This window comes from Paludibaculum fermentans (assembly GCF_015277775.1).
GTDB lineage: Bacteria > Acidobacteriota > Terriglobia > Bryobacterales > Bryobacteraceae > Paludibaculum > Paludibaculum fermentans.
This window is the reverse complement of the sequence record NZ_CP063849.1, coordinates 2,887,720-2,912,131: the sequence shown is the minus strand read 5'-3', so window position 1 is coordinate 2,912,131 and position 24,412 is coordinate 2,887,720. Positions and strand designations below refer to the sequence as shown.

General features: G+C 62.0%; 16 protein-coding genes. 11 read left to right on the top strand and 5 right to left on the bottom strand.

Annotated features, from left to right (window positions below; translation table 11 throughout):
- Positions 1 to 80 precede the first annotated feature (80 nt).
- On the top strand, positions 81 to 3,416 hold the full coding sequence (locus tag IRI77_RS11395) for a TonB-dependent receptor (RefSeq protein WP_194452184.1): 3,336 nt from the start codon (positions 81 to 83) through the stop codon (positions 3,414 to 3,416).
- A gap of 288 nt (positions 3,417 to 3,704) precedes the next feature.
- Here IRI77_RS11395 and IRI77_RS11390 read toward each other — a convergent pair whose 3' ends face one another.
- Positions 3,705 to 4,091: a M24 family metallopeptidase gene (locus IRI77_RS11390; protein WP_228486688.1), complete on the bottom strand. Its 387-nt coding sequence runs from the start codon at positions 4,089 to 4,091 to the stop codon at positions 3,705 to 3,707.
- Between the two features lie 637 nt (positions 4,092 to 4,728).
- Here IRI77_RS11390 and IRI77_RS11385 point away from each other — a divergent pair.
- The 3 genes from IRI77_RS11385 (at position 4,729) to IRI77_RS11375 (ending at position 7,068) form a co-directional block, all read left to right on the top strand.
- Positions 4,729 to 4,956 carry an InlB B-repeat-containing protein gene (locus IRI77_RS11385; RefSeq protein ID WP_194452182.1) on the top strand — a complete coding sequence of 76 codons (228 nt, stop codon included), beginning with the start codon at positions 4,729 to 4,731 and terminating at the stop codon, positions 4,954 to 4,956.
- A 108-nt stretch (positions 4,957 to 5,064) separates the two neighbouring features.
- On the top strand, positions 5,065 to 6,246 hold the full coding sequence (locus tag IRI77_RS11380; RefSeq protein ID WP_228486229.1) for an IS481 family transposase: 1,182 nt from the start codon (positions 5,065 to 5,067) through the stop codon (positions 6,244 to 6,246).
- A 597-nt stretch (positions 6,247 to 6,843) separates the two neighbouring features.
- On the top strand, positions 6,844 to 7,068 hold the full coding sequence (locus tag IRI77_RS11375) for a cytochrome c3 family protein (protein WP_194452181.1): 225 nt from the start codon (positions 6,844 to 6,846) through the stop codon (positions 7,066 to 7,068).
- A gap of 408 nt (positions 7,069 to 7,476) precedes the next feature.
- On the opposite strand, the gene IRI77_RS11370 is transcribed toward IRI77_RS11375, so the two are convergent.
- The 3 genes from IRI77_RS11370 to IRI77_RS11360 form a co-directional block, all read right to left on the bottom strand.
- Entirely contained in the window at positions 7,477 to 10,926 is a 3,450-nt protein-coding gene (locus IRI77_RS11370) for an InlB B-repeat-containing protein (RefSeq protein WP_194452180.1), read from the bottom strand.
- Between the two features lie 245 nt (positions 10,927 to 11,171).
- Entirely contained in the window at positions 11,172 to 11,945 is a 774-nt protein-coding gene (locus IRI77_RS11365) for an InlB B-repeat-containing protein (protein ID WP_194452179.1), read from the bottom strand.
- Positions 11,945 to 15,226, bottom strand: a complete 3,282-nt coding sequence (locus IRI77_RS11360) for an InlB B-repeat-containing protein (RefSeq protein ID WP_194452178.1) — start codon at positions 15,224 to 15,226, stop codon at positions 11,945 to 11,947. Before IRI77_RS11360 ends, IRI77_RS11365 begins: the two co-directional genes overlap by 1 nt.
- 1,076 nt (positions 15,227 to 16,302) lie before the next feature.
- Between IRI77_RS11360 and IRI77_RS11355 the strand changes: the two genes are divergently transcribed.
- The 6 genes from IRI77_RS11355 to IRI77_RS11330 are packed head-to-tail and all read left to right on the top strand — an operon-like array spanning position 16,303 to position 21,754.
- On the top strand, positions 16,303 to 16,782 hold the full coding sequence (locus IRI77_RS11355) for a hypothetical protein (protein WP_194452177.1): 480 nt from the start codon (positions 16,303 to 16,305) through the stop codon (positions 16,780 to 16,782).
- 37 nt (positions 16,783 to 16,819) lie between these two features.
- A complete protein-coding gene (folD, locus tag IRI77_RS38345) occupies positions 16,820 to 18,409 on the top strand; it encodes a bifunctional methylenetetrahydrofolate dehydrogenase/methenyltetrahydrofolate cyclohydrolase FolD (protein WP_267239378.1) in 1,590 nt (529 codons plus the stop codon).
- A 5-nt stretch (positions 18,410 to 18,414) separates the two neighbouring features.
- Positions 18,415 to 19,020 (top strand): dephospho-CoA kinase, encoded by a 606-nt coding sequence (gene coaE / locus IRI77_RS11345; protein ID WP_194452176.1) that lies wholly within the window; start codon positions 18,415 to 18,417, stop codon positions 19,018 to 19,020.
- Positions 19,017 to 20,162: a S1C family serine protease gene (locus IRI77_RS11340; RefSeq protein ID WP_194452175.1), complete on the top strand. Its 1,146-nt coding sequence runs from the start codon at positions 19,017 to 19,019 to the stop codon at positions 20,160 to 20,162. The genes coaE and IRI77_RS11340 overlap by 4 nt, the downstream gene beginning before the upstream one ends.
- Complete coding sequence (locus tag IRI77_RS11335; protein ID WP_194452174.1) at positions 20,159 to 20,785, top strand: 3-keto-disaccharide hydrolase; 627 nt, start codon at positions 20,159 to 20,161, stop codon at positions 20,783 to 20,785. The genes IRI77_RS11340 and IRI77_RS11335 overlap by 4 nt, the downstream gene beginning before the upstream one ends.
- Positions 20,786 to 20,821: 36 nt before the next feature.
- A complete protein-coding gene (locus tag IRI77_RS11330; protein ID WP_194452173.1) occupies positions 20,822 to 21,754 on the top strand; it encodes a hypothetical protein in 933 nt (310 codons plus the stop codon).
- 3 nt (positions 21,755 to 21,757) lie between these two features.
- Here IRI77_RS11330 and IRI77_RS11325 read toward each other — a convergent pair whose 3' ends face one another.
- Entirely contained in the window at positions 21,758 to 22,153 is a 396-nt protein-coding gene (locus tag IRI77_RS11325) for a 2Fe-2S iron-sulfur cluster-binding protein (protein WP_194452172.1), read from the bottom strand.
- Between the two features lie 89 nt (positions 22,154 to 22,242).
- Between IRI77_RS11325 and IRI77_RS11320 the strand changes: the two genes are divergently transcribed.
- Positions 22,243 to 24,210: an arginine--tRNA ligase gene (locus IRI77_RS11320; protein ID WP_194452171.1), complete on the top strand. Its 1,968-nt coding sequence runs from the start codon at positions 22,243 to 22,245 to the stop codon at positions 24,208 to 24,210.
- Positions 24,211 to 24,412 lie beyond the last annotated feature (202 nt).

The window sequence follows — 24,412 nt, the reverse complement described above, 5'->3', positions numbered from 1 at the left end:
CTCGTAACCGGCTTCTCCAAAGGACAACCTCTATGGCTCATAACACCACACGTGTGTCTGCCCTTCTCAGACACTCCCTCGTGCTCCTCTGCACCGCCGGCGGACCCGCCCTGTTTGCGCAATCGTCCACCATCACCGGCCTCATCACTGACCCCAATGGCGCCAACATCCCCGAGGCGCCAGTCACCATCACCAACACCGCCACCGGCGTAGCCCGCCGCGTCCCCACCAACGGCCAGGGCTACTTCACCGCGCCTTCGCTGCCCTACGGCGACTACTCCCTCGGCATCACCGTCGCCGGCTTCCGGCCCGTCCTCCGCTCCGGCCTCCACCTCGACGAAGGCCAGGTCCTCCGCGTCGACATCAAGCTGGAACTCGGCGTCACCGTCGAACAGATCGTCGTCTCCGGAGCCCCGCCCGCCCTCGAGACCGAAACCTCCGCCCAAAGCACCGTCGTCACCTCCCAGCGCATCGTCGACCTCCCCCTCAACGGCCGCAACCCCTTCGCCTTCGCCGCCCTCGTCCCCGGCGTCCGGCCCCTCGGAGGCTTCGGCGGACTCAGCAACTCCGCCTACGGCGATGGCCGCATCTCCATCGGCGGCGGCTCGCCCTCCGTCAACAACGGCATGGTCGACGGTGTCGCCGCCGAGAATCACACCTCCGGCGGCATCCAGATCGCCCTGTCCCCCGACGCCACCCAGGAGTTCCGCATCATCACCCGCAACGCCTCGGCCGAATATGGCCGCACCGGCGGCGGCATCATCAACTTCATCTCCAAAAGCGGCACCAACGAGTTCCATGGCTCCGTCTTCGAGTACCTCCGCAACAAATCGCTCAACGCCAACGATTTCTTCAACAACCGCAGCGGCAGCCCCAAGTCCCCCTTCACCTTCAACCAGTTCGGAGCCACCCTCGGCGGACCCGTCATCCGCAATCGCACCTTCTTCTTCGTCAACTGGGAGGCCGTCCGCCAGCGCACCGGCTCCCGTGCCTTCCGCACCGTACCCACCGCCCTTCAGCGCGACGGCGACTTCTCCCAGACCCGCGACGCCAAAGGCGTCCTCATCCCCATCTACGACCCGCTCAGCAGCTCCACCGCCCGCGTCCCCTTCGCCGGCAACGTCATCCCGCGCAACCAGCTCAATGCCGTCGCCCGCGCCGCTTCCGCCTATTACCCCAACCCCACCGGCGACGGCGACCTCTACACCGGAGCCAACAACTTCTTCGGCGTCGGCTCCCAGGCCATCAATAAGGACATCCTCGGCGGCAAGTTCGATCACTACTTCACACCGGCCCGCCGCCTCGCCGGCCGCTACACCTGGGATCGCACCGAAAACGTCTATCCCACCTACTTCGGCGGCACCGTGGCCGACCCCTCCGGCGCGCCCGCCGTCTACCCCCGCAACAGCGCCGTTCTCACCTACACCGATACCCTCAGCCCCACGCTCATCCTCGAGCTGCGCGCCGGCCTCAACCGCTTCGGCATCGACCGCACCCCGCTCAGCCTCGGCTTCGACGTCACCAAAATCGGCATGGACCCCTCCGTCAATAGCCAGATCCAGATCCCGCTCTTCCCCTACTTCTCCATGTCCGACGTCTCCCCCATCGGCCAGAACCAGGGCGACATCTCCGCCCAGCGCAACAACACCTGGACCGCCGGCGGCGCCCTCACCTGGCTCAAGGGCAATCACACCCTCAAGTTCGGAGCCGAGCAGCGCATCTACCAATGGAACAGCGTCCAGGGACCCGGTCAGTTCCAACTGAACTTCGACCGCAACTTCACCAAGGGCCCCAGCCCCACCGTGGCCGCCACCAATGGCTACGGCTACGCCAGCTTCCTGCTCGGCTACGCCGCCAGTGGCACCCTCTATCGCTACAACTACCCCACCTACACGACGAAGAACTTCGCCGTCTACGTCCAGGACGACTGGAAGGCCTCGCCCAAACTCACCCTGAATCTCGGCCTGCGCTATGAATACGAGGGGCCCGGCACAGATCGCTACAACGCCATCGCCAACTTCGACCCCTACGCCACCAACACCGTCAACGGAGTGCCCCTCACCGGCTCCATCATCTTCCCTGGCACCGGCGGCCTGGGCCGCGGCGATCGCGACGCGCAGAAGGACAACTTCGGCCCGCGCGTCGGCTTGGCTTATCAGCTCCTGCCCCACACCGTGATTCGCGCCTCCTACGGCATCTACTACCTGCCCACCACCGGCATCTACGTGCGCCTCGGCTCCACCGGCTTCGAAAGCCAGACCCCCTACGTCGGCTCCACCGACGGCGGCATCACGCCCTCCGGCTCCATCACGAATCCGTTCCCCAATGGCATCGTCATGCCCTCCGGCACCACCCTCGGCGCGGCCACCGGCATCGGCACCAACGCCGCCGCCACGCTCCGCTCCCTCAAGACCGGCTACTCCCAGCAGTGGGATTTCAACATCCAGCAGCAGCTCGGCTCCTGGGCCCTCGAGCTCGGCTACATGGGCAACCGCGGCTCCGGCCTGCCTGCCTCCGCCTCGTTCCACTACCTGCCCGCCTCCGCCCGAGCCCTCGGCAGCAGTCTCCTCAACCAGGTCGCCAACCCCTACGCGGCCCTCGTTCGCTCCGGACCGCTCGCCCAGGCCAAGGTGCCCCTCGCCACCCTGCTCACCACCAGCCCTCAATACACGGCCGTCGACGTCCTCGATAGCTGGGCCGGCTCCAGCTACCACGCCGCCACCGTCCGCCTGGAGCGTCGCTTCTCCAGCGGCTTCTCCGCGCTGCTGTCCTACACGTTCTCAAAATTGCTGGATGACAATCTGGGCAATGGCGGCAATGGGTTCACTGACTCCGGCAGCAATTCCGTCCAGAATTGGGAGAACCGCCGCGCCGAGAAGGGCGTCTCCACCACCTTCCAGCCGCACCGCTTCACCGCCGCCGCCAGCTACCTGCTGCCGTTCGGCAAGAGCGGCAATCGCCTCTACCGCGCCGTCGTCGGAGGCTGGCAGGCGAATGTGATCGCCTCCCTCATGAGCGGCAACGTCATCTCCGTGACGGCCAACGCCCCCACCTATGGCGGCGATCGGCCCAACATCGCGGGCGACCCCTCGCTCGACAATCCCACCGTGGACCGCTGGCTCAACCGCGACGCCTTCACCAACATCGCGGCCTACACCCTCGGCAACGGTCCGCGCAACCTGCCGCGCACCCTCTCCCAGGCGCTGATCAACTTCGACACCTCCCTCTTCAAGGAGATCCCGGTCCGCGAGCGCTACAAGCTCCAGTTCCGCGCCGAAGCCTTCAACCTCGCCAACAAAACCACCCTGGGCAACCCCAACTCGAACATCAACTCGAATTCCTTCGGAGCCATCACCAGCCTCCGCACGAACACGGGGCCCCGCCAACTGCAATTCGCGCTGCGCCTGACGTTCTAGAGTCAGCCGTAGCCAACGCCAGTGGGGAGCGTTCCTCGAGGCCCAACGGCAGCGGGAACGTTCCTCGAGTCAAAACGCCAGCGGGAACATTCCGCGAATCCCAACGGCAGCGGGGACGTTCGTCCCCTGTCCCAAAATGCAGGCTGTTCGAAACTCCAACGGCAGCGGGGACGTTCGTCCCCTGTCCCAAAACGCAGGCTGCTCGAAACTCCAACGGCAGCCGCGGGTGGACAGGGCGCGAACGTCCCCCCACCCACCGCCAACCCGCCAGCCCCCCGTCCCACCCCCTCAAGCCACCGTCAACAGAATCGGAGCCCCCTCCGTCACCACCAGCGAATGTTCATAATGCGCCGCCAGGCTGCGGTCGCGAGTCCGGTACGTCCACCCATCCGCATCCAACCGCAGCGATCCATCGCCGGCCGAGATGATCGGTTCAATGGTAATCACCAGCCCGTGCGTCAGCTTCGACCGGAACCGCCTGTCAAAGTGGTTCGGCACGGTCGGTTCCTCGTGGATCGTCCGCCCCACCCCGTGACCGCACAGTTCCTTCAGGACACTGAACCCGCGGCTCCGCACAGCCCGTTCCACCGTCCGTCCAATCTCGTACACCCGGTTTCCGGCCCGAGCAGTCTGTGGCGGAAGTCCCGCAAGCCGCGCGGCAAGGGCTTGCGTCACGCGAGTCATCCGGCCCTGGGCAATCAAAAATCCCAGCGTCTCTTCCCGCAATCAGAAGGAGGGCCCCTCGACCATGCAAATCAACCCGGTCGCGTCCCGCCACCTCTCTATGTTCAACATACGGAAAGTCGCCCGGCCCCCGGCCCCATCTCGGTCAACCGTCATCAGTGGGGCAAGCCCCCATGCTTGCGGGCCGGCACTCATGCCGGCCATCTGCAGGCAGCCCCGACGAGCCCACCCCGGCCACCCGCGATCCGGAAAGGCTGCCCCGCCGACCAGTTCCACCCCCAAAACCAAGGCAACCGCAAGCAGAGCCGCGACTGCAAGGAGCGTGGGAGCAACCGAAAGTCCCCAACCAACCCGGCAGGCAAGCGCGCAGCCCGCCCATCTCCATCGAAGGCCCGCAGATCCCACCGTTCCGCCAACTCGGTCCCATCTCCAGTCAAACCGTCTTCTGTGGGGCAAGCCCCCAAGGCTGGCGGGCCGCACTCATGCCGGCCATCTGGTGGAATGATGGGGCGCGATCCCACACGGTGACCGCACCTGGCTCAGCAACAACCTACACCGCAAACTTCACGACCCAATACTACCTGACGACGTCTGCCGGTAGCGGCGGCACTGTGAGTCCGGCCAGCCAGTGGTACAACGCGGGCAGAGTGTAGGTATTTCGGCATCAGCCAACCAGGGGTATCAGTTTGTTTCCTGGGCCGGCAGCGGTTCCGGCAGCTATTCCGGGTCCAACACCAGCGCCAACGTAGCGATGAACGCCCCGATTAGCGAGGCGGCCTCCTTCAGCCAACAGGTCTCGGTGACCGTGACAACGAACCCAGTGGGCCGCGCCTACACCGTCGACGGCCAGACCTAACGAATTGGACCGGCGACATCGGTAACACAGATCAGCGGCGCAAGAGATCTGATCCGCCTTATCGGTACGGCACGATGAGTGTCGATGCCGTGGAAGGAGACCAGAGCAATGGACCAACGGGTTCAACTATTGCAGGAGTACGACGAAGGCGAGACCGTGACCGCACTGGCGGAAGCCTATGGCGTATCGAGAAAGACGGTCCACAAGTGGATCAAGCGTCGAGAGGAGGAAGGCGTGGCCGGTTTGCAGGACCGCAGCCGGGCGCCTCATACCAGCCCGCAGGAAGTCAGTCAGGAAGTCATAGAGCGCATCCTGGCTGAGCGGCGGAAGTGGAACTGGGGCCCGCGCAAGCTATTGAGGAAGTTGGCCGAGGCGGAGCCGGAGAGGAAGCACTGGCCGGCGCCCAGCACCATCGCCATGATCCTGAAAAGAGCGGGTCTGAGTGTCACACGAAAGCGACGCTTGCGGACGCCGCCCTTCGGGCAGCCCTTTGCGTCCGTGGATGGACCCAATCGGACGTGGTGCGCGGACTTCAAGGGTTGGTTCCGTACAGGTGATGGCGTGCGTTGCGATCCATTGACCATCACGGACGCCCACAGCAGGTACTTGCTGCGCTGCCAAATTACGCCGAAGACGGATGGAAAGCATGCGGCTGCGATCTTCGAGGCGGCGTTTCGAGAGTACGGTCTGCCGGAGGTGATTCGTACGGACAATGGCACGCCGTTTTCGACGCGGGCGCCTGGCGGACTCAGTCGGTTGTCGATGCGCTGGGTTCGGCTGGGCATTCTGCCGGAGCGCACAGCACCGGCCTCACCGCAGGAAAACGGCCGCCACGAGCGCATGCATCGGACGTTGAAACAGGACACGCTGAATCCGCCGGCGGCCAACCCGCGCCAGCAGCAGAAGCGATTTCACGACTTTCAAAGGATCTACAACGAGCAGCGGCCCCATGAAGCCCTGGACTACGATACGCCGGCAAAACACTATCAGCCGTCGTTGCGCCCGATGCCACGTCGGATCCCGGAGGTGGAGTACCCGGCAGGGCTCGTGCTACGACGGATCCAGAATCACGGAGATCTCTACTACAAGGATCAGAGGATTTTCATCAGCGAGATCTTTGCGCGTCAGTTGCTTGGACTGCGGCAGGTTGACGATCGCTATTTCGAAGTGTTCTACGGCATGCTGTTGCTCGGCTGGCTGGACATAGAGCGTAATCGGTTTATGAGGAAGAAGCCGAAGGCGCTGGAGCAACAGGACGACGAATCCGCGGCGGTGCCGGCCGCTGAGTAAGGCCCATGGAAATGACGCACCGTGGAAAGCGAGGAAATCCAAAAACAGGATTCCCTCGCTTCCCACCGCGCTTGGAAATCGCTACGCGATTCCCACATTTCCACAGGCGTACGAATCCGGCTAGAATCGCGAAAGGCGATCAGACAAGCCCCCGCGACGACTGTTACCCATGTCGGTAGACCAGATTGTCACCCATGTCCGCGGCCGTACACAAAACCAAGGCAACCGCAAGCAGAGCCGCGACTGCAAGGAGCGGGGGAGCAACCGAAAGTCCCCAACCAACCCAGCAGGGAAGCGCGCAGCCCGCCCATCTCCATCGAAGGCCCGCAAATCCCGCCGCTCTGCCAACTCGGCCCAATCTCCGCGGCGTCACAGACCAGACCTTCGCCACCAACCCCAATACCCCCCCCGGCCGCTACTTCGCTCTACCGCTGTTCTTCCGGCCACGGCGGCCTGCAATGCGAGGCCTGCCACGGCTCCACCCACGCCGAATACACCTCGCCCATCGTCAACGACAACGTCCAGAGCAACGCCCTGCAAGGCCACTCCGGCACGCTGGCCGAATGCTCCACCTGCCACAGCACCACACCCAACACCGTGAACGGTGGACCCCACGGTCTCCACCCCATCGGTGCCTCCTGGGTCAACCGGCACGAAGACGCCGCCCGCAACCGCGCCGCCTGTCAGGCCTGCCACGGCACCGACTACCGTGGAACCATCCTGTCCAAGATGCAAGCCGACCGGACCATGGCCGGCCGAACCTTCACCAAGGGCACCGTCATCGGCTGCCACAGCTGCCACAACGGCCCCAACGGCGACTAATCGAACCCCACAGGGGGCGCGGCCCAACCGGCCCGCCCCCTCTCTCCTCCACCCGTTCCCACCCAAACCACTAGCCCGCCGCCAACCTCTTGTGGGGTGGCATTCATGCTGCGCGGAGCTTCGGCTCCGCCTCTTCACCACAATCAATCACCGCAATCACATTCGTCCGAATCCTTGGCCTATGCCGTAATACCTCTCGACTGCCCACTCACCCAAATCAGCGATTCGTCTCTTAACCAGGATTGCGAAAGCGGCGTCACCGCTTCCAGCCCGGTCCCTTCTCTCCAGTTTGGAGTTGGTTCACAAAATGGCGCCAATACTGTAGAGCACCTCAATGCAGAGCCACACGAGCTCGCGGCCCGCTCTCCAAGGAACTGCCGGACCGCAACTCCCGTGAATCAGCCCTCCCTATTGAACTGTCCAAGCGCCCATCTCCAGCCAGCCGGTGTCGCGATTCAAAGCGTCAAGTGCACGCATGTAGATCTTCTTCGCGCCGTTAATGGGTGCATTCAACGTTAGCGGCAATGTCACCACCAGACCGCCCCCCGTGTTCTGTATGCTCACGGTCCCTGTACTGACAGTGCATGCGGAACTGCTCAGTGCATTGGAAGGCGTGCCCGGCGAGATCGGCCCAAGGAAGAAGCCGGCGTCCGATGAGTACATCCAAAGCCCGTTGCCGGCGCGGTCGTAGTGTGCAAAGCAGAACGGCTGGCCTCCTCCATCCGTCGCCGCGCCAATGAGGAACTGCGCCCAGCCGGAGGGGATTCCGCCGAAACCCGGAGGCTCAGGGTAGGTCAGTTTGAAGGTCGGGCTGCTGCCCGCGCCGCTGGACGGAAGGGTTGTCGGGGAAGGAAGCGAGGCTGCCTGCAAGGTCCAGGTTCCGCGCTGGACCCAGCCGGAGTCGATTCCGGAAGCATCAAGTGAGCGCGTGTAGATATTGCGCGCCGTGCTTCCCTTGAATACCAGAGAAGCATTGACGGTCAACGACCCGCCCTGACTTTGGATGCTGGAAGCCGCCGTGTTTACTGCGCAGAGAGTGTTCTGCAGCAAGTTGGATGAAACACCTGGTGTGACCGGGCCGACAAAGAAACCGCCTGAACCGTACAGCCACAACCCGTTTCCTGTTCGATCGTAGTGGACAAAGCAATACGATTGGCCGTTCCCGGACGGGGTCTGGGCGAATAGCAACTGTCCCCACTGGATCCCGCTCGGGTACACCGCTGAGAACATTTGCGAAGACCCTGAACCGCTGTTGGGCGAAACCGTATTCAAGGTTTGTGGCCCCCCCGTCAGGGAAAGGACGAGTGAGCCGCCGCCTGTCTGGCCATAGTCGCTGACTTCAATGAGATAGGACTGCCCGGAGGTGACGTTTATGCTGATCGAAGACTGGTAGTTGCCGCTATCGTCGTTACACGCCATCTCGGCGCCAGGAGCCGCAGTGCCTGGGTAAGCTGACAGCACTGTGTCATAGTTGCTGCCCGCACTGCTGATCTGGAGGACGCCCGTGAAGGTCGCAACGTATCGGTACCAGACCGTGTTGGAATCCGTGGTACCCGTGCACGAGTGGAGGGGGTCCGCGGCATTGGAGGTGGCCGTCATGGTGTCCTGCTCATTCGTCGAAGGCAGGCTGGAAACGACTTTCGCCGCGGCCGGTTCGTCGTTATTGCCGCATGCGGATGTTTGGAACGTCCATGTCTGGGACGCGGCCTTTCCACTCGGATTCTTCGCCGTGACTGCCCAGTAGTAGGTCAGTCCGCATCCCAAGCCATTGACCGGGAACGATGTGCCACTGGCGTCTGCTTGGCGGAGCGCGGGTGGGTTCGTTGTGCTCAGGTACAAGTCATAGTTCACTGCCCTCGCACTTGCTGACCATTGGAAGTTCACGTTCGAAGCTTGGGCGATCGCGCCATTCGCAGGAGATATAAGATTTGGGGGGGCGGGCGGTAACGTCGTCACGATGGAAAATGTGGAAACTTCCGTAATTGGCGCGTTCATCGTAACGCTGGCACTCGAATTCGTGCCTGAGTAACTGCCCGAGCCCGTGCCCGTCCAGGCGACAAATTGATAGCCTTGATTGGCCGTCGCCGAGATGCTCACACTTTGTCCTGCGTTATACCACTGGCTGGCCGGGCTCACCGTTCCGCCACTTCCTGCGGAGGTTGTCAGGTAATATTGCGTGGCGAAATTCGCAGTATAGGTGGCCGCGGAGCCGCTTGCTGTCACCGTGTGGGAGATCGCGCCCCCATCATTCCACCCGGACCAAACGAACTGCACTCCCGTGCCGCCGGATTGAGGGGTGGTCGTACCAATTGTGTGCTGCGTGCCCGGCGACCAACTGAATATATGAGTGGCCGAGTAACTCTGACCGTCTACCGTGAAGGAACGGCCCACGGGGTTCGTTGTCACCGTCACTGAGACTTGCTGGCTGAAGGAAGCAGTCTCATTGATAGGGGCGTTCATGTTCACACTGGCGCTGGCGTTGGACCCGGAATAGCTGCCGGAGCCGCTGCCGGCCCAGGAGACAAACTGATAACCCTGGTTCGCTGACGCCGAAATACCTACACTCTGCCCCGCGTTGTACCACTGGCTGGCCGGACTCACAGTGCCGCCGCTACCGGCAGACGTCGTCAGGTAGTATTGGGTCGTGAAGTTTGCGGTGTAGGTTGTTGCTGAGCCAGGTGCGGTCACCGTGTGGGAGATCGCGCCCCCATCATTCCACCCGGACCAAACGAACTGCACTCCCGTGCCGCCGGATTGAGGGGTGGTCGTACCAATTGTGTGCTGCGTGCCCGGCGACCAACTGAATATATGAGTGGCCGAGTAACTCTGACCGTCTACCGTGAAGGAACGGCCCACGGGGTTCGTTGTCACCGTCACTGAGACTTGCTGGCTGAAGGAAGCAGTCTCATTGATAGGGGCGTTCATGTTCACACTGGCGCTGGCGTTGGACCCGGAATAGCTGCCGGAGCCGCTGCCGGCCCAGGAGACAAACTGATAACCCTGGTTCGCTGACGCCGAAATGCCCACATTCTGTCCCGCGTTGTACCACTGACTTGCCGGACTCACTGTGCCGCCGCCGTTGCCGGCGGATGTTGTCAGATAATACTGGGTCGTAAAGTTGGCGGTGTAGGTTGTCGTGGAGCCAGGTGCGGTGACGGCGTGCGAAATGGCGCCCCCGTCGTTCCACCCGGACCAAACGAACTGGATGCCCGTCCCACCGGATTGTGGTGTGGCCGTTCCAATCGAATGCTGCGAGCCCGCCGTCCAATTGAATGATTGCGCCGCCGTGTAGGTTTGACCATCCACCGTGAACGATCGTCCCGCCGGATTGGTCATCACCGTTACCTGGCCCGCTGCGCTGAAGGCTGCCGCTTCGCTGATCGGGGCGTTCATCGTCACGTTGGCGCTGGCGTTGGACCCGGAATAGCTGCCGGAGCCGCTGCCGGCCCAGGAAGTAAACTGATACCCCTGGTTAGCTGACGCCGATATACCCACGTTCTGGCCCGCGTTGTACCACTGGCTGGCCGGACTCACGGTGCCGCCGTTGCCGGCAGAGGTCGTCAGGTAGTATCGGGTCGTGAAGCTTGCAGTGTATGTTGCCGTGGAGCCGGGTGCGGTCACATTGTGGGAAATGGCGCCGCCATCGCTCCAGCCGGACCACACGTATTGGACGCCCGTGCCTCCGGACTGAGGGGTGGTCGTGCCGATCGAGTGCTGGGAGCCAGGAGACCAATTGAATGCCTGCGCTGCAGAGTAGGTCTGGCCGTCGACGGTGTAGGCGCGGCCCACTGGGTTCGTTGTCACGGTCACCGAGACCTGTTGGCTGAAGGAGGCCGCCTCGCTAATCGGGGCGTTCATCGCTACCGGCCGACTCCCCAATCAGATTCGGACTAAGAGCAGCCGGAGGTGCCGCCGCAGTTCTCGCACTTGTAGCAGGAACCGTTGCGGTACCTACACTCTGCCCCGCGTTGTACCACTGGCTGGCCGGACTCACAGTGCCGCCGCTACCGGCAGACGTCGTCAGGTAGTATTGGGTCGTGAAGTTTGCGGTGTAGGTTGTTGCTGAGCCAGGTGCGGTCACCGTGTGGGAGATCGCGCCCCCATCATTCCACCCGGACCAAACGAACTGCACTCCCGTGCCGCCGGATTGAGGGGTGGTCGTACCAATTGTGTGCTGCGTGCCCGGCGACCAACCTGAATATATGAGTGGCCGAGTAACTCTGACCGTCTACCGTGAAGGAACGGCCCACGGGGTTCGTTGTCACCGTCACTGAGACTTGCTGGCTGAAGGAAGCAGTCTCATTGATAGGGGCGTTCATGTTCACACTGGCGCTGGCGTTGGACCCGGAATAGCTGCCGGAGCCGCTGCCGGCCCAGGAGACAAACTGATAACCCTGGTTCGCTGACGCCGAAATGCCCACATTCTGTCCCGCGTTGTACCACTGACTTGCCGGACTCACTGTGCCGCCGCCGTTGCCGGCGGATGTCGTCAGATAATACTGGGTCGTAAAGTTGGCGGTGTAGGTTGTCGTGGAGCCAGGTGCGGTGACGGCGTGCGAAATGGCGCCCCCGTCGTTCCACCCGGACCAAACGAACTGCACTCCCGTGCCGCCGGATTGAGGGGTGGTTGTACCAATTGTGTGTTGCGAGCCCGGCGACCAACTGAAGGCCTGCGCGGAAAAATAGGTCTGGCCGTCAACTGTGAAGGACCGGCCCACCGGATTGGTCGTGACCGTCACTGAAACTTGCTGGCTGAAGGAAGCAGTTTCATTGATAGGGGCGTTCATGTTCACACTGGCGCTGGCGTTGGGCCCGGAATAGCTGCCGGAGCCGCTGCGTGGACGTACCGGACTCGCGACCGCAGCCTGGCGGCGCATTATGAACATTCGCTGGTGGTGACGGAGGGGCCCGATTCGCCGGACTCACTGTGCCGCCGCCGTTGCCGGCGGATGTTGTCAGATAATACTGGGTAGGTAAAGTTGGCGGTGTAGGTTGTCGCGGAGCCGGGTGCGGTGACGGCGTGCGAAATGGCGCCCCCGTCGTTCCAGTTGGACCACACGTATTGGATACCGGTTCCACCGGATTGGGGAGTAGTCGTGCCGATTGAGTGTTGGGAGCCTGGCGACCAGTTGAATGCCTGCGCGGCAAAGTAGGTCTGGCCGTCAACTGTGAACGAACGGCCCGACGGATTGGTCGTGACAGTCATTGAGACTTGCTGGCTGAAGGACGCTGTCTCACTGATTGGGCCGTTCATCGTCACATTGGTGCTGGCATTGGAGCCGGAATAGCTGCCGGAACCGGTGCCTGACCAGGAGACGAACTGATAGCCCTGGTAAGCTGACGCCGAAATACCCGCGTTCTGCCCCGCGTCGTACCATTGGCTTGCCGGGCTCACCGTGCCGCCGCCGCCGCCGGCGGATGTCGTCAGATAATACTGTGTCGTAAAGCTGGCGGTGTACGTTGTCGCGGAATTCGGGGCGGACACGCTGTGGGAAATGCCCCCCCCATCATTCCATCCTGACCACACGTATCGGATCCCCGTGCCGCCGGATTGGGGCGTTGTTGTGCTAATCGAGTGCGGGGAGCCCGGTGTCCAGCTGAACACTTGGGTGGAAGAGTACGCCTGTCCGTCTACTGTATAACTGAGGCCCGACGGGCTGGTCCTGATCGTGACAGACTGCTTCGTTGTTTGGTTCAGCACACTCGTGCTGCCAGGATTCCCGACATTGTCGTATCCGGTAATCGTGAGCGAATACGACGTTCCAGGCGCCAAGCCGGAGACCGATAAGGGCGTGCCGCTCGGGAAAAGATAGCAGCCCCATATGGATTTCAACGGGGACGCCCCGTTTACACAATAATAGTCTTGGCCATTCGTCGTGAGCTTCACCTCGTATCCATACAGGCCGCTGTTTGCATCCGTGCTGGATGCGCTGAACAAAATCGCTGACGCTGTTGCAGATACATTAGTCAGGGAGGGAAGTGAGGGACCGGTCACGTCGGCGCCGATGCTCAAGCTGACCGAATTCATCAGGTCATCGCCATTCGGCCACACGTCATCGTCCATGAGGTTTAAGGTGACCGACGTCAAGCCTGTCGTTGCTGAAATCGGTGCGCTGACAATTCCGGCATAGGCGGCATGGAACGAGTCCATTTCATCAATGGGAGCCGTGCTTGTGTTTGTTGTGCAAGTTGCCGGGCCGTTGGTGCTCCCAGAGGCAACTCCCACGGGCCACCCCGAGGGCGTGGGTGTTATTTCAATATACGGGTCGATAAAACCGAGTTCCCCAGCTTGGACACCCCCTGTATATGCAACGATGTACGTCTGCCAGCATGTGCTGTTATATCTGTTGGAAATCCAAAGGCGTCTTGTCGCAGAATTCCAGTAATGGCCAGCATTGACATTCCATGTCTGGCTCGTCGGTGCGAGTTCCATCGCAAAACTCGTCCCATCGCCAACCGCGAACTCCAGTGGCGGGGCCTGCTCCGACATGATGCCGTCTGAGCTCACACCCCTGACCCGCCAACTGTAAGTTTGATTATTACGTAGAATACCATCTGAAAGTCTTAAAAAGATATCATCAGCTGAGCCCTGGTAGACGGGACTGCGAGAGTTTTCACCTACATTCCGCGTATTCTCGACTTCAATCTCGTAGGTGGCTGAGTCCTTCGTTTCAAGCCAGGTGAGTACTGGAGCCAAAACCTTGATCGGCTCGGTAATGCCTGCTTTCCCAGGAGCCACCGGTGCTGGAGCCTTGCCTCTCACGAAGAACGATAAGCTTTGCGAAGAGAAGTGTCCCGTCGCCCCCGCGGCAAACTTCGCTCGAACATTCCAACGATAATTGCCGCCTCGCTCCAGCACTCCTCCAGGTAGCAGCCAGGTCGTGTTGCTCCCGGAGATCTTTCGATTCTCGTAGACATTCGTCGCGTAGACCTCCTCGCCCACCGACGGTGCCACCTTATAACGAGTCACGTAGAGTTCGTACTCCACTGCATCAGGCACGGGTTCCCATTCAAGGATTGGGTCTCCAGCAATCTCTGTGCCCGAGGAGGTCGTCGCACCCGGACCTCTCAACACCGGCGGTGGGATTTCACGCTCATTCGCCTTCAGGCCGCAACTCGTTCGATACCAGTCCACAGTCTGGAAAAGCGAGGCAACCGTAGAGCGATTCACCACTGCCGCCTTACAGGAGGACGGTGCCGGCAGATCAAGCGCGCTTTCTCCCGCGGGGTAGGCATCTGTGGGGAGCGGAGCGTAAATCAGCGGGTCTTGAGGTCCGGCCACAGATCCTGCAGCCAGATCCGTAGGCAGAAACCAATACTGTCTCCTGCCCTCAACGATTTGAGCCACAAGAAGGTGACGATCTAGCAGTAAAACAGGGAGCGCGTCGGCAACTGGCGTCGCCTCAGGGCCGGCCTTTAAGTAAAATGCTGATCCTGCACCGGCAGTGTCTTGAAACGCCTGCGTGAAGGCCGTTTGCTCGCGCAGTCGAGTGAACCCGTTGCCTTCACGGAGTTCATCTGCCGTCCAGGCGCTCACGAAAGGTACATCCCGCGCGGAGATTGGAGACTCCTTGGTCTCCCCAGAGCCTGGCGACCACTGCACGAGGCTGTATCCTGCCTCCGTCCTGCACACAAAATACAGCACGTTGCCTCGCTCTTCCCAAGTCAGGACATCGGTCGTAAGCCCCGCTGCGGGTACTTTTGTGAGCGATTGGGCAGCAGTATCATACAGGGCGAGGTACGCACCCGATTGGTTTAGAAAGATGGCCGCCAAACTCCGTGATCCCGGTCGCCACGCCGCCCGCAACACTTTCCCTTCAGCCGCAACCTTCACGACGCCTCTGTGTCCAGTCTTCGACAGCAGCAGTTGGCCCGCTTCGGAGAAGGCCAGCGTCCCATTTGCGATGCCGAATGCCTCCGTAACGCCAGGGCGGATTGCGGTGGCGAACGGAACGCCCGCGACCTCACCCACTGCGTAGGAGATTCCATTGGCGACGATGGCCGGCACCGGCCTCACGTTCGACCGCTCCAGAATGTCCTCGAGCGGTACGCTCACCAGCGTCTGTTGAGTGGATGAGTTCGTGTTGCCTGTTACGCTGATCGTTTGCGCGCACGCGGCAGCCACGACCAAATATAAGAAAAGGCGGAGTTGCCGCACTGTTCCTCGCAAGATAGTACCCATTTGGGTGAATTGCTCTGTGTAGGTAGCGACGGTTTCTCTGTTTATCATCGTTCTCAACTTTCAACAGTGTTGAACAGCCCACTCCGGACGCAACGTTTCGGGGGGCTGAGACTATATGCCTTTTTTTGTCCTTGTTGGAGTCGGATGATATCAGATCGGCCCGTGTGGAGCAATGAAGCTTTAGTTTGCCTTGTTGGTAATGGTTCCAAGGTCCACACTTGGTAGTTAATGAGGGGGGCCATTTGGGTCACTACGATGACTTGGCGGATCCCAAATAGACCTAATAATACTGATGGCTGTTCCGGTCTCTCTTGGTCCGGTTTTTATCGTTCCATAATAAACGAGGTGATTAAATAATACTAAATATGAGTGATTTGTGTGCCTCACTGCTCTCCAGGACAAGTTGCAGCCGTCGCATCTGGAGTTTAATTCAAAATGTTCCAGGTCGGCGGTTCCTGGTTTTACCGTGGGCTCTCTCCGCTCAAGAGGGGTTGAGCCTGTCCAATTCAGCACAGCCCGAGTGTCAAGTCTTGCGGCGGCGGTGGTCTCAGTGGGGCTTCGAGCGGATGGTCCCCGCGGCGTGAGCCCAGCGGCTTCCGAAATGACGACAAGGCATCGACGTCCGGCAGTCTCGGCGCACTACTGCACACCCAGTGGCCCACTCCTGAAGCGGAATTCTGCCTGGGACAATACGTGTTCAATCGATCGAATTGGCCACCAGGACGGGCTGTAATCCCTCAAGGGAGGGCGTCTCTGAGAGCTAAGGTGGGATGCAGCGGGTTCGCTTCGTCTTCCAGTCGAGGTGGCCCTTCTTCACGACGCGCATCCTGCAAGCAAGCCGGTAAACATCACCCGCTTCATCCCGCAACCCGGACGCCGCCGTCACCCCTTCACTGGAAGTCCGCCCCCTCAGGTCCCCTTCCCCCACATTAAGCTTCTTTGATCACACAACTTCAAGAAAAATCTTCTCCCCTACAATCAACACATTGCAGACTTCGTTGTCCTAAATCCTAGGTCCACCCCCACCAAACTGGTTATAGAGGACATTTCATATGTACACCACCGAACCAACCGACTGCGCCTTCCCCGACATCGACCTGCTCACCCGTCACACCGAGGTCGAAGAAGACGGCATCCTCACCGGCCCTAAAGCCACCGGAGCCCTCACCTTCTGCGAACGCAAGGCTTACTACAAGAAACTTCGTGCCGCCGTCCACGAACAGTACAAACCCGCCAACGTCTACCAGCACATCCTCGCCGACCGCATGGCCGACTGCATCTGGCGCGCCGAACGCTACGCCTTCTTCGAAGCCGCTGCTCTGAACTTCCAGATCCAGCGCCAATGGGACAACACCAACGAACTCGTCCCCAAAGCCAGCTCCGGAGTCCACGCCCTGCAGGGCTGGCTCACCATGGACCCCGCCCAACGCAAATCCCTCCAGGAAGCCCTCAAACTCGAGGAACGCTACTGGCGCCGCCATCGCGTCCTGGCCGCCGAACTGCGCCTCGTCCAACGGCTGTATCCCAACTGATCGCTCACCAGGACAAGCACGAAGAAAGGACCACCCCATGCCAGCAGCCGCCATCTCGGAAAAGCGCCTTGCCGCCAATCGCGCCAATGCCCGCAAATCCACCGGCCCCCGCACCGCCGCCGGCAAAGCCGCCTCCTCCGGCAACGCCCGCCGCACCGGAGCCTACTCCGCCAACCACCAGATGCCTGCTCGCATCGAAGCCCACTTCCGAGCCCTCGCCGAAGCCGCCACCACCTCCATCTCCGATCCCAACCGCCGCGCCCTCACCTTCGAACTCCACATGCTCCAGGGCCACGCCCGCCTCCACGAAAGCCTCGAACGCGCCCTCTTCAACGCCGGCCTCGAATTCGGCCGCGGCGACGAAGCCGTCGCCACTCAATGGGTCCTCCGCCAGGTCGGCTTCATCCAGGCCCTCAACCGCTACGCCGGCTGGATCGAAGCCAACACCCGCCGCCTCCAGCGCGCCCTCGACGCTCTGCCCGCCGAACCCGTCCCAGCCGCCCTGCCTGCTCAACCCACTCCAATTTTTGAGGGAACAAACCCACCTCACGAAAACGGCGAACCCGCCGCCCCCCACAACCCCATTCCAGTTTTTGAGGGAACGAACCCACCGCCACCCCCACCGCCCAGCCCGCCCAAACCCAACCGGCCGGCCCCCATCTCCTCCGATTCCTTGAGTACCGCCGCCCCCCCTTGCTACCGTGAAGGAAGCATGGCGCGTATCCTCGACGGCAAAGTAATCAACCAGCAGATCCTCGATGAGCTCAAACCCCGCATCGCGCACCTCACCTCCGCGCGGCGCGCCCCCGGACTCGTCGTCATCCTCGTCGGCAACGACCCCGCCAGCGAGATCTACGTCCGCAATAAGGTCAAAACCTGCCTGGAGTTAGGCGTCCACAGCGAAGAGATCCGCCTGCCCGATACCACCACCACGGCCGAGCTCCTCGCCCACATCGAGACCCTCAATCAGCGCCCCGCTATCGACGGCATCCTCGTCCAGATGCCCCTGCCCAAACAGGTCGACTCCCGCGCCGTCCTCCTCGCCATCCGCCCCGATAAGGACGTCGACGGCTTCCATCCTTTTAATGTGGGCCAGCTCGTCGCCAACGCCCCCGCCCCCCGCTCCTGCACGCCGGCCGGCGTCATGGAGATCCTCCGCCGCTCCGGCATCGACCCCGCCGGCAGCGACGCCGTTGTCGTCGGCCGCTCCGACATCGTCGGCAAGCCCATGGCCATGCTGCTCCTCCACGCCCACGCCACCGTCACCATCTGCCACTCCAAGACCCAGAACCTGCCCGAGGTCTGCAAACGGGCCCAGATCCTCGTCGCCGCCATCGGCCGGCCCGCCATGCTCACCGCCGAATACATCCGCCCCGGAGCCGTCGTCATCGACGTCGGCATGAACCGCGTCTCCAGCCGCCCCGAAGCCGAGCGCATCACCCGCGGCGACGCCGAGAAGCTCGCCCGCTTTGAGAAACGCGGCAGCCTGCTCGTCGGCGACGTCCACCCCCTCGACATGGCTGAACTCTCTGAGGCCTATACCCCCGTTCCCGGAGGGGTCGGCCTGCTCACCATCGCCATGTTGATGTCCAACACCGTGCAAAGCGCCGAACACCGCCTAAAATAGGATCCATGCTACGCGTCGGCCTCACGGGCGGGCTTGCCACCGGTAAGACTTTCGTCGGCAGGGCTTTGGCCGATCTCGGCTGCCGTCTGCTCTCGGCCGATGAACTCGGCCATCAGGCGCTCCTGCCCGGCGCCCCCGCTTACCTCCAGGCCGTCGAGGCCTTCGGCGGCGGGATCCTCGACGCCCACGGCCGCATCGATCGCCGCAAACTCGGAGCCGTCGTCTTCGGCGACCCCGAAAAGCTCGAACTGCTCAACTCTTTCGTTCACCCGGCCGTCATCGCGGCCGAAGAGCAATGGATGAAGTCGGTCCAGGCCGAAGACCCCCTCTCAATCGCCGTGGTGGAAGCCGCTATCCTGATAGAGACTGGGAGTTACCGGCGGTTCGACAAGTTGGTACTCACCGTTTGCACGGACGAGCAGCAGATCGCCCGCGCCATCAAGCGCGATGGCCTCACGCGGCAGGAAGTGCTCGACCGCCTCAAACGGCAGATGCCGCTGGAAGAGAAACGAAGGTACGCTGACTACGTCATCGATACCTCAGGGGAGAAGGATGGAACCCTTGCACAGGTCGGCCGTCTCTATACTGACCTGCGGAGTCTCAGAGTATGAAAGCACGGATTTGGATCATCGCCGCCCTGCTGGTGGGCGGATTTGTCGCCGGAACCACTTATAAGCGCTGGAGTCCCGCCGCGCGCCTCGCCACCGGCATCGACTCGCCCATCTGGTCCGGGCCCTCGGTGGCCCGCGGCGCCGGGCTCAGCGTCGACGAGAACAACAATATCGAGGTCTATAAACAGGCCCACGATGCCACCGTGAACATCACGTCCACGGTCTACCGGCAGAACTGGTTCCTGGAGATCTACCCGTCCAAGGAGTCCGGTTCCGGCTTCTTCATCGATAAGACCGGGCGGATCCTCACCAACAACCACGTCGTCAGCGGCCGCGCGCCCGAGGTCCAGGTCACCCTCTCCAACGGCGAGAAGTACAAGGCCACCGTGGTCTATAAGGATCCCGTGAACGACCTCGCCCTGCTCAAGGTGCAGCCCCGCCGCGAAGCCAAATACCTGCCGCTGGGCGACTCCGAACACCTTCAGGTCGGCCAGAAGGTCCTCGCCATCGGCAACCCCTTCGGCCTCGACGGCACCCTCACCACCGGCATCGTCTCCTCCCTCGGCCGCGATATCGCCGATGAGAGCGGCCGCAAACTCGAAGGCATGATCCAGACCGATGCCGCCATCAACCCCGGCAACTCCGGCGGCCCGCTGCTCGACTCCAACGGCAACGTCATCGGCATCAATACCGCCATCTATGGCCCCGGCGGCAACATCGGCATCGGCTTCGCCATGCCCATCAACCGCGCCAAGACGATGATCGAGTCCTACCAGTCGAACAAGCCCTATGGACGGCCCCGCCTGGGTGTCGACGTCATCTACGTCTATGGCGACCTCGCCACTGAGCTCGGCCTGCCCGAAGAGGGCGGCCTGCTCGTCCAGCAGGTGGCCCAGGGCTCCGCTGCCGCCCAGGTCGGCCTGCGCGGCGCGCGCGACCTCGTCGTCATCGGCAACTATCAGATCGGCGTCGGCGGCGACCTCATCATGGCCCTCGACGGCGCCAAGGTCGACCGCATCGATTCTTTGTCCCGCGTCTTGGCACGCAAGCACCCGGGCGATAAAGTGGAACTGACGCTCTATCGGGGCGGCCGCAAAGTGAAGATGACCGTGACCCTTGGAGAGGCTTCGCAGGATCTATGAAACTACTCATGCTCACCCTTCTGTCCGCCGCGGCCCTGTTGCCCGCCGCTGAGTTCAAGCCGCTCTACAACGGCAAGGATCTCACCGGCTGGAAGATGACCGGCCCCGGACAGTTCGTCATCGAGGACGGGCTCATGAAGACCGAAGGCGGCATGGGCCTGCTGTACTTCACCAAGGAGAAGTTCGGCAACTGCGTCGTCCGCGTCGTCTTCAAGACCGTCGGCGACCACGCCAACTCCGGCGTCATCATCCGCCTGCCGGAAGCGCCGCCAGACCCGTGGTACGGCGTCCACAACGGCTACGAAGTCCAGATCGACGCCGCCGGCGACGACTGGCACTCCACCGGCGCCATCTACTCCCTCTCCAAGGTCACCTCGCGCCAGCAGAAGCCGGCCGGCGAGTGGAACACCATGGACATCGAGATCAAGGGCCAGGTCACGAAGATCTCCCTCAACGGCGTCGTCGTCAACGAGTTCAAGGGCGACCAGCCTGTCCCCGAGCGCAAGATGTGGTACGAACCCGTCCGCGGCCCTCGTCCGGACTCCGGCTACATCGGCGTACAGAATCACGACAAGTCCTCGACGGTCTTCTTTAAGGAGATAAGCGTCAAGTCGCTGAAATAGATCCATGCCGGGCCCCGTCAATAGGTTGGGGAGCATATGGATTTAAGGAAGCCCGCCACCGTTGTTCTGGCCGCTGTCTTCGCCGCAGGTTGCGGAGCCGGGTCGAAAGGCGCGCGCATCGACGCCGCCATCGCCCCCCTGATTCCTTCCGACACCGTCGTCCTCGCCGGGCTGCGGTTGGACAAGCTGAAGGCCACGCCCTTCTTCAAGACTTACGTCGAAGGTCACAAGATCAAGGTTCTGGACGACTTCCAGGCCAAGACCGGGCTCGACCCCACGCGCGACATCTGGGAACTGGTCTATGCCGGCAACAACAAGCGGAGCATGGTCTTCATCCGCGGCAAGTTTGGCGGCCAGTTCGGCCAGGAGCCGGACTTCCGCGTGCCTGGCATCGAGCGCCAGAGCTACAAGACTTACTACATCCTGTCGCAGGGTGAGGCCGGGGTCCTGTTCATCACCAGCGGCGTCGCCGTCGCTGGAGCGGTGAAGGATCTGAAGCAGATCATCGACAACCGCGACAAGCCCGGCGAGAACCCGCCGCACGATCTCATCGAGATGGTGACGGAGCTGCCGCTCGACCACGCCTGGCTCGTCTCGCTACACGGCGGAGCCATGGTGCCCGATATCCCCCTGAAGGGGAATATGGCGAACTTCGCCCGCCTGGCCACGTCGCTGGGTGAGGTCAAGGTGCACGCCGACCTCAGCAGCGGAGTGAACCTCCAGGCCGAGGGCGACTACCCCGACGCCGAGCTGGCCAAACAGGTGCAGGAGACCATCCGCGCCGCGGTCGGGATTTTGAGATTGAGGACGCCGGACACCGAGAAGGAACTCATGCGGATCTACGACGGCATCCAGGTCAATGCCAAGGATAAGCAGATCAACATTAGCGTCGTGGCGCCCTTTGATATAATCGACCAGGCGGTCAAGGCGTTTCCCATGAGACACCCGGAAGGCGCCAAAGCGGAGTAACCGCTACTTCTTCGCGGCGGGAATAGCGTCGCCGAGGTTGATTGAGCCGCCGCCTTCGCTCACGTAGTTGCGGTTCCAGGACGGAATCTCGATCACGGCGTCGCCGTCGCGTTCGAAGAAAACCTGGCACCCCAGCCTCGAACCGAGTTGCAGATCGGCGGCCATGTCGAGCTTGTCGGCTTCGTCGTCGTCCATCTCGCTAAGGAACTCGGCGCCCTCTTTCACCACCACGTGGCAGGTGGTGCAAGCGCAGTTTCCACCGCAGGCGTGTTCGATGTGCATGCCGACATTGATCGCGATGTCGAGAAAAGATTTCGGCTTGCCATGTTCATGATAAGGAAGGTTTTCCAGGTCAATTTCAAAAGTCTTGTTGGCCGGGAGGAAGGTTACTTTCGCCACGATCTAAGTATACCTCAATCTAGGACCAAAGTGGTCTCATATAGCCCTTGGAGGTCGTTGCTACACTGGAACCTGAGGTCCCACCCGTCGTGTTTCATTTGGCCGAACAGCGTCTGCGCGAAGCCCTTACCACCCTCCTGAAGGAACGCTACGGCGTTGATATTCCTGTAGTTATTGAGCAGCCCAAGCAGAGCGACCTGGGCGAGCTGGCGGCGCCCGTGGCGTTCGCGCTGGCGCGCCAGTTGAAGAAGGCTCCTAAGGTGATCGCTGCCGAGATTGTCGCTGCGCTGCCGCCTGTCGCCGGCATCGCCAGCCTCGAAGTGGCGGGCAATGGCTTCCTGAATGCGCGCCTCGACCGCGGTGCGTACGGCGCCCTGCTGCTCGCAGCCGCCAGCCAGGCTCCCGACGCACTTCCGGGCAAGACCATCGTCGAGCACACGAACATCAATCCGAACAAGGCGGCCCACATCGGCCACCTGCGGAACTCCGTCCTGGGCGATACCTTCGTCCGCATGCTGCGCGCCTCCGGCCGTGCCGTCGAGGTCCAGAACTATATCGACAATACGGGCGTTCAGGTCGCCGACGTGGTGGTCGGCTTCCACCATCTGGAGAAGAAGTCGGTCGACGAGGTGAAGGCTTTGCTGGCCGCGCCCAAGTTCGACTACTATTGCTGGGACCTCTACGCCCGGACTTCGGCTTACTACGGCGACCATCCCGAAGCGATCCAGTGGCGGCGCGATGCCCTGCATGCCATCGAACACGGCGAAGGCGTCATCGCGGAGCTCGGCCACCTGATCGCCGACGCGATCGTCGAGTGCCACCTCACCACCATGTGGCGCCTGGGCATCAGCTACGACGTCCTGCCGCGCGAGAGCGAGATCCTGCACCTCCAGTTCTGGGCCACCGCCTTCGAGCAGCTCAAGCAGCGCAAGGCCATCTACTTTGTCGAGGAAGGGAAGAACAAGGGCTGCTGGGTGATGGCTGCCACGCACTTCCGCGACTCGGCCGGCGAGGAGTCGGGCGACGACGACGCCAAGGTGATCGTCCGCTCCAACGGCACCGTGACCTACGTCGGCAAGGACATCGCCTATCAGATGTGGAAGTTCGGCATCCTCGGCAAGGACTTCCATTACATGCCCATGCGGACCTACCCCGACGGCCATGTCGCGTGGGTCGCGACGGCTGATGCCTCCGAAGCCGTGGCGGATCGCCCCGCGTTCGGTGGCGGCACCGAGGTCTACAACGTCATCGACTCGCGGCAGTCCTATTTACAGGACGTCGTCGTCGCCGGCCTCCGCGCGCTCGGCTACGAACAGCAGGCCGACCACTCCATCCACTTCTCCTATGAGATGGTGGCCCTGTCGCCGCGCACCTGCGTTGAACTGGACATCCCCCTCTCCGAGGAAGACAAGAAGAAGTCGTACGTCGAAGTCTCCGGCCGCAAAGGCCTGGGCGTGAAAGCCGACGACCTGATCGACAAACTGATCGAGAAGGCCCAGGTCGAGGTGGACGCCCGCCACGCGGAGAAGCCCGAAGCCGAACGCAGGCGCGTAGCCACCCAGATCGCCATCGGAGCCCTCCGCTACTTCCTGTTGAAGTTCACCCGGAACACGGTGATCGCCTTTGACCTCCAGGAAGCGCTGAGCTTTGAAGGCGAGACCGGACCGTACATCCAATACGCGGCCGTGCGGGCCGGCAAGATTCTGGCCAAGCTGGTTGAACGTGGCGAGCAGATCCCTGAGTTCACTGAAGTGCTGGACGCGGAGAAGATGGCCCGCCAGCTGAGTTCAGAACCGATCTGGCAACTCCTGCTGGCGGCCTCGAAGTCCGGTTCCGCCTTGAATGCGGCACTCAGTTCCGGAGAACCTGCCCAGATGGCGCGCTACGCGTTCCAACTGGCGCAGGCCTTCAACACCTTCTACCAGGACTACCCGATCCTCGCGGAGAAAGACCCGGAAAAGCGAAATGTCCTGCTCTGGCTGGCGGTCTATTTCCAGAAACAGCTGCACCACACCCTGGCGAACGTGCTGGGAATCCCGGTGCCGGAATACATGTAAGCGGCGAGGAATTCTCCGCCGCACCCGGCAGCGTCCGACGTAAGTCATACAGCAAGCGCTTCCATTTAGGCGCCTTCGCCGCCCGTAAGCCCATTGCCTGGCATAAGTAGCCGGGAACTCGCGCAAAGTACACAAAATTTGTTCTGGGTAGTCACTTCTCCTTCCTACTTGACGTCTTAATGTGATATCGTCAGCCCTATTG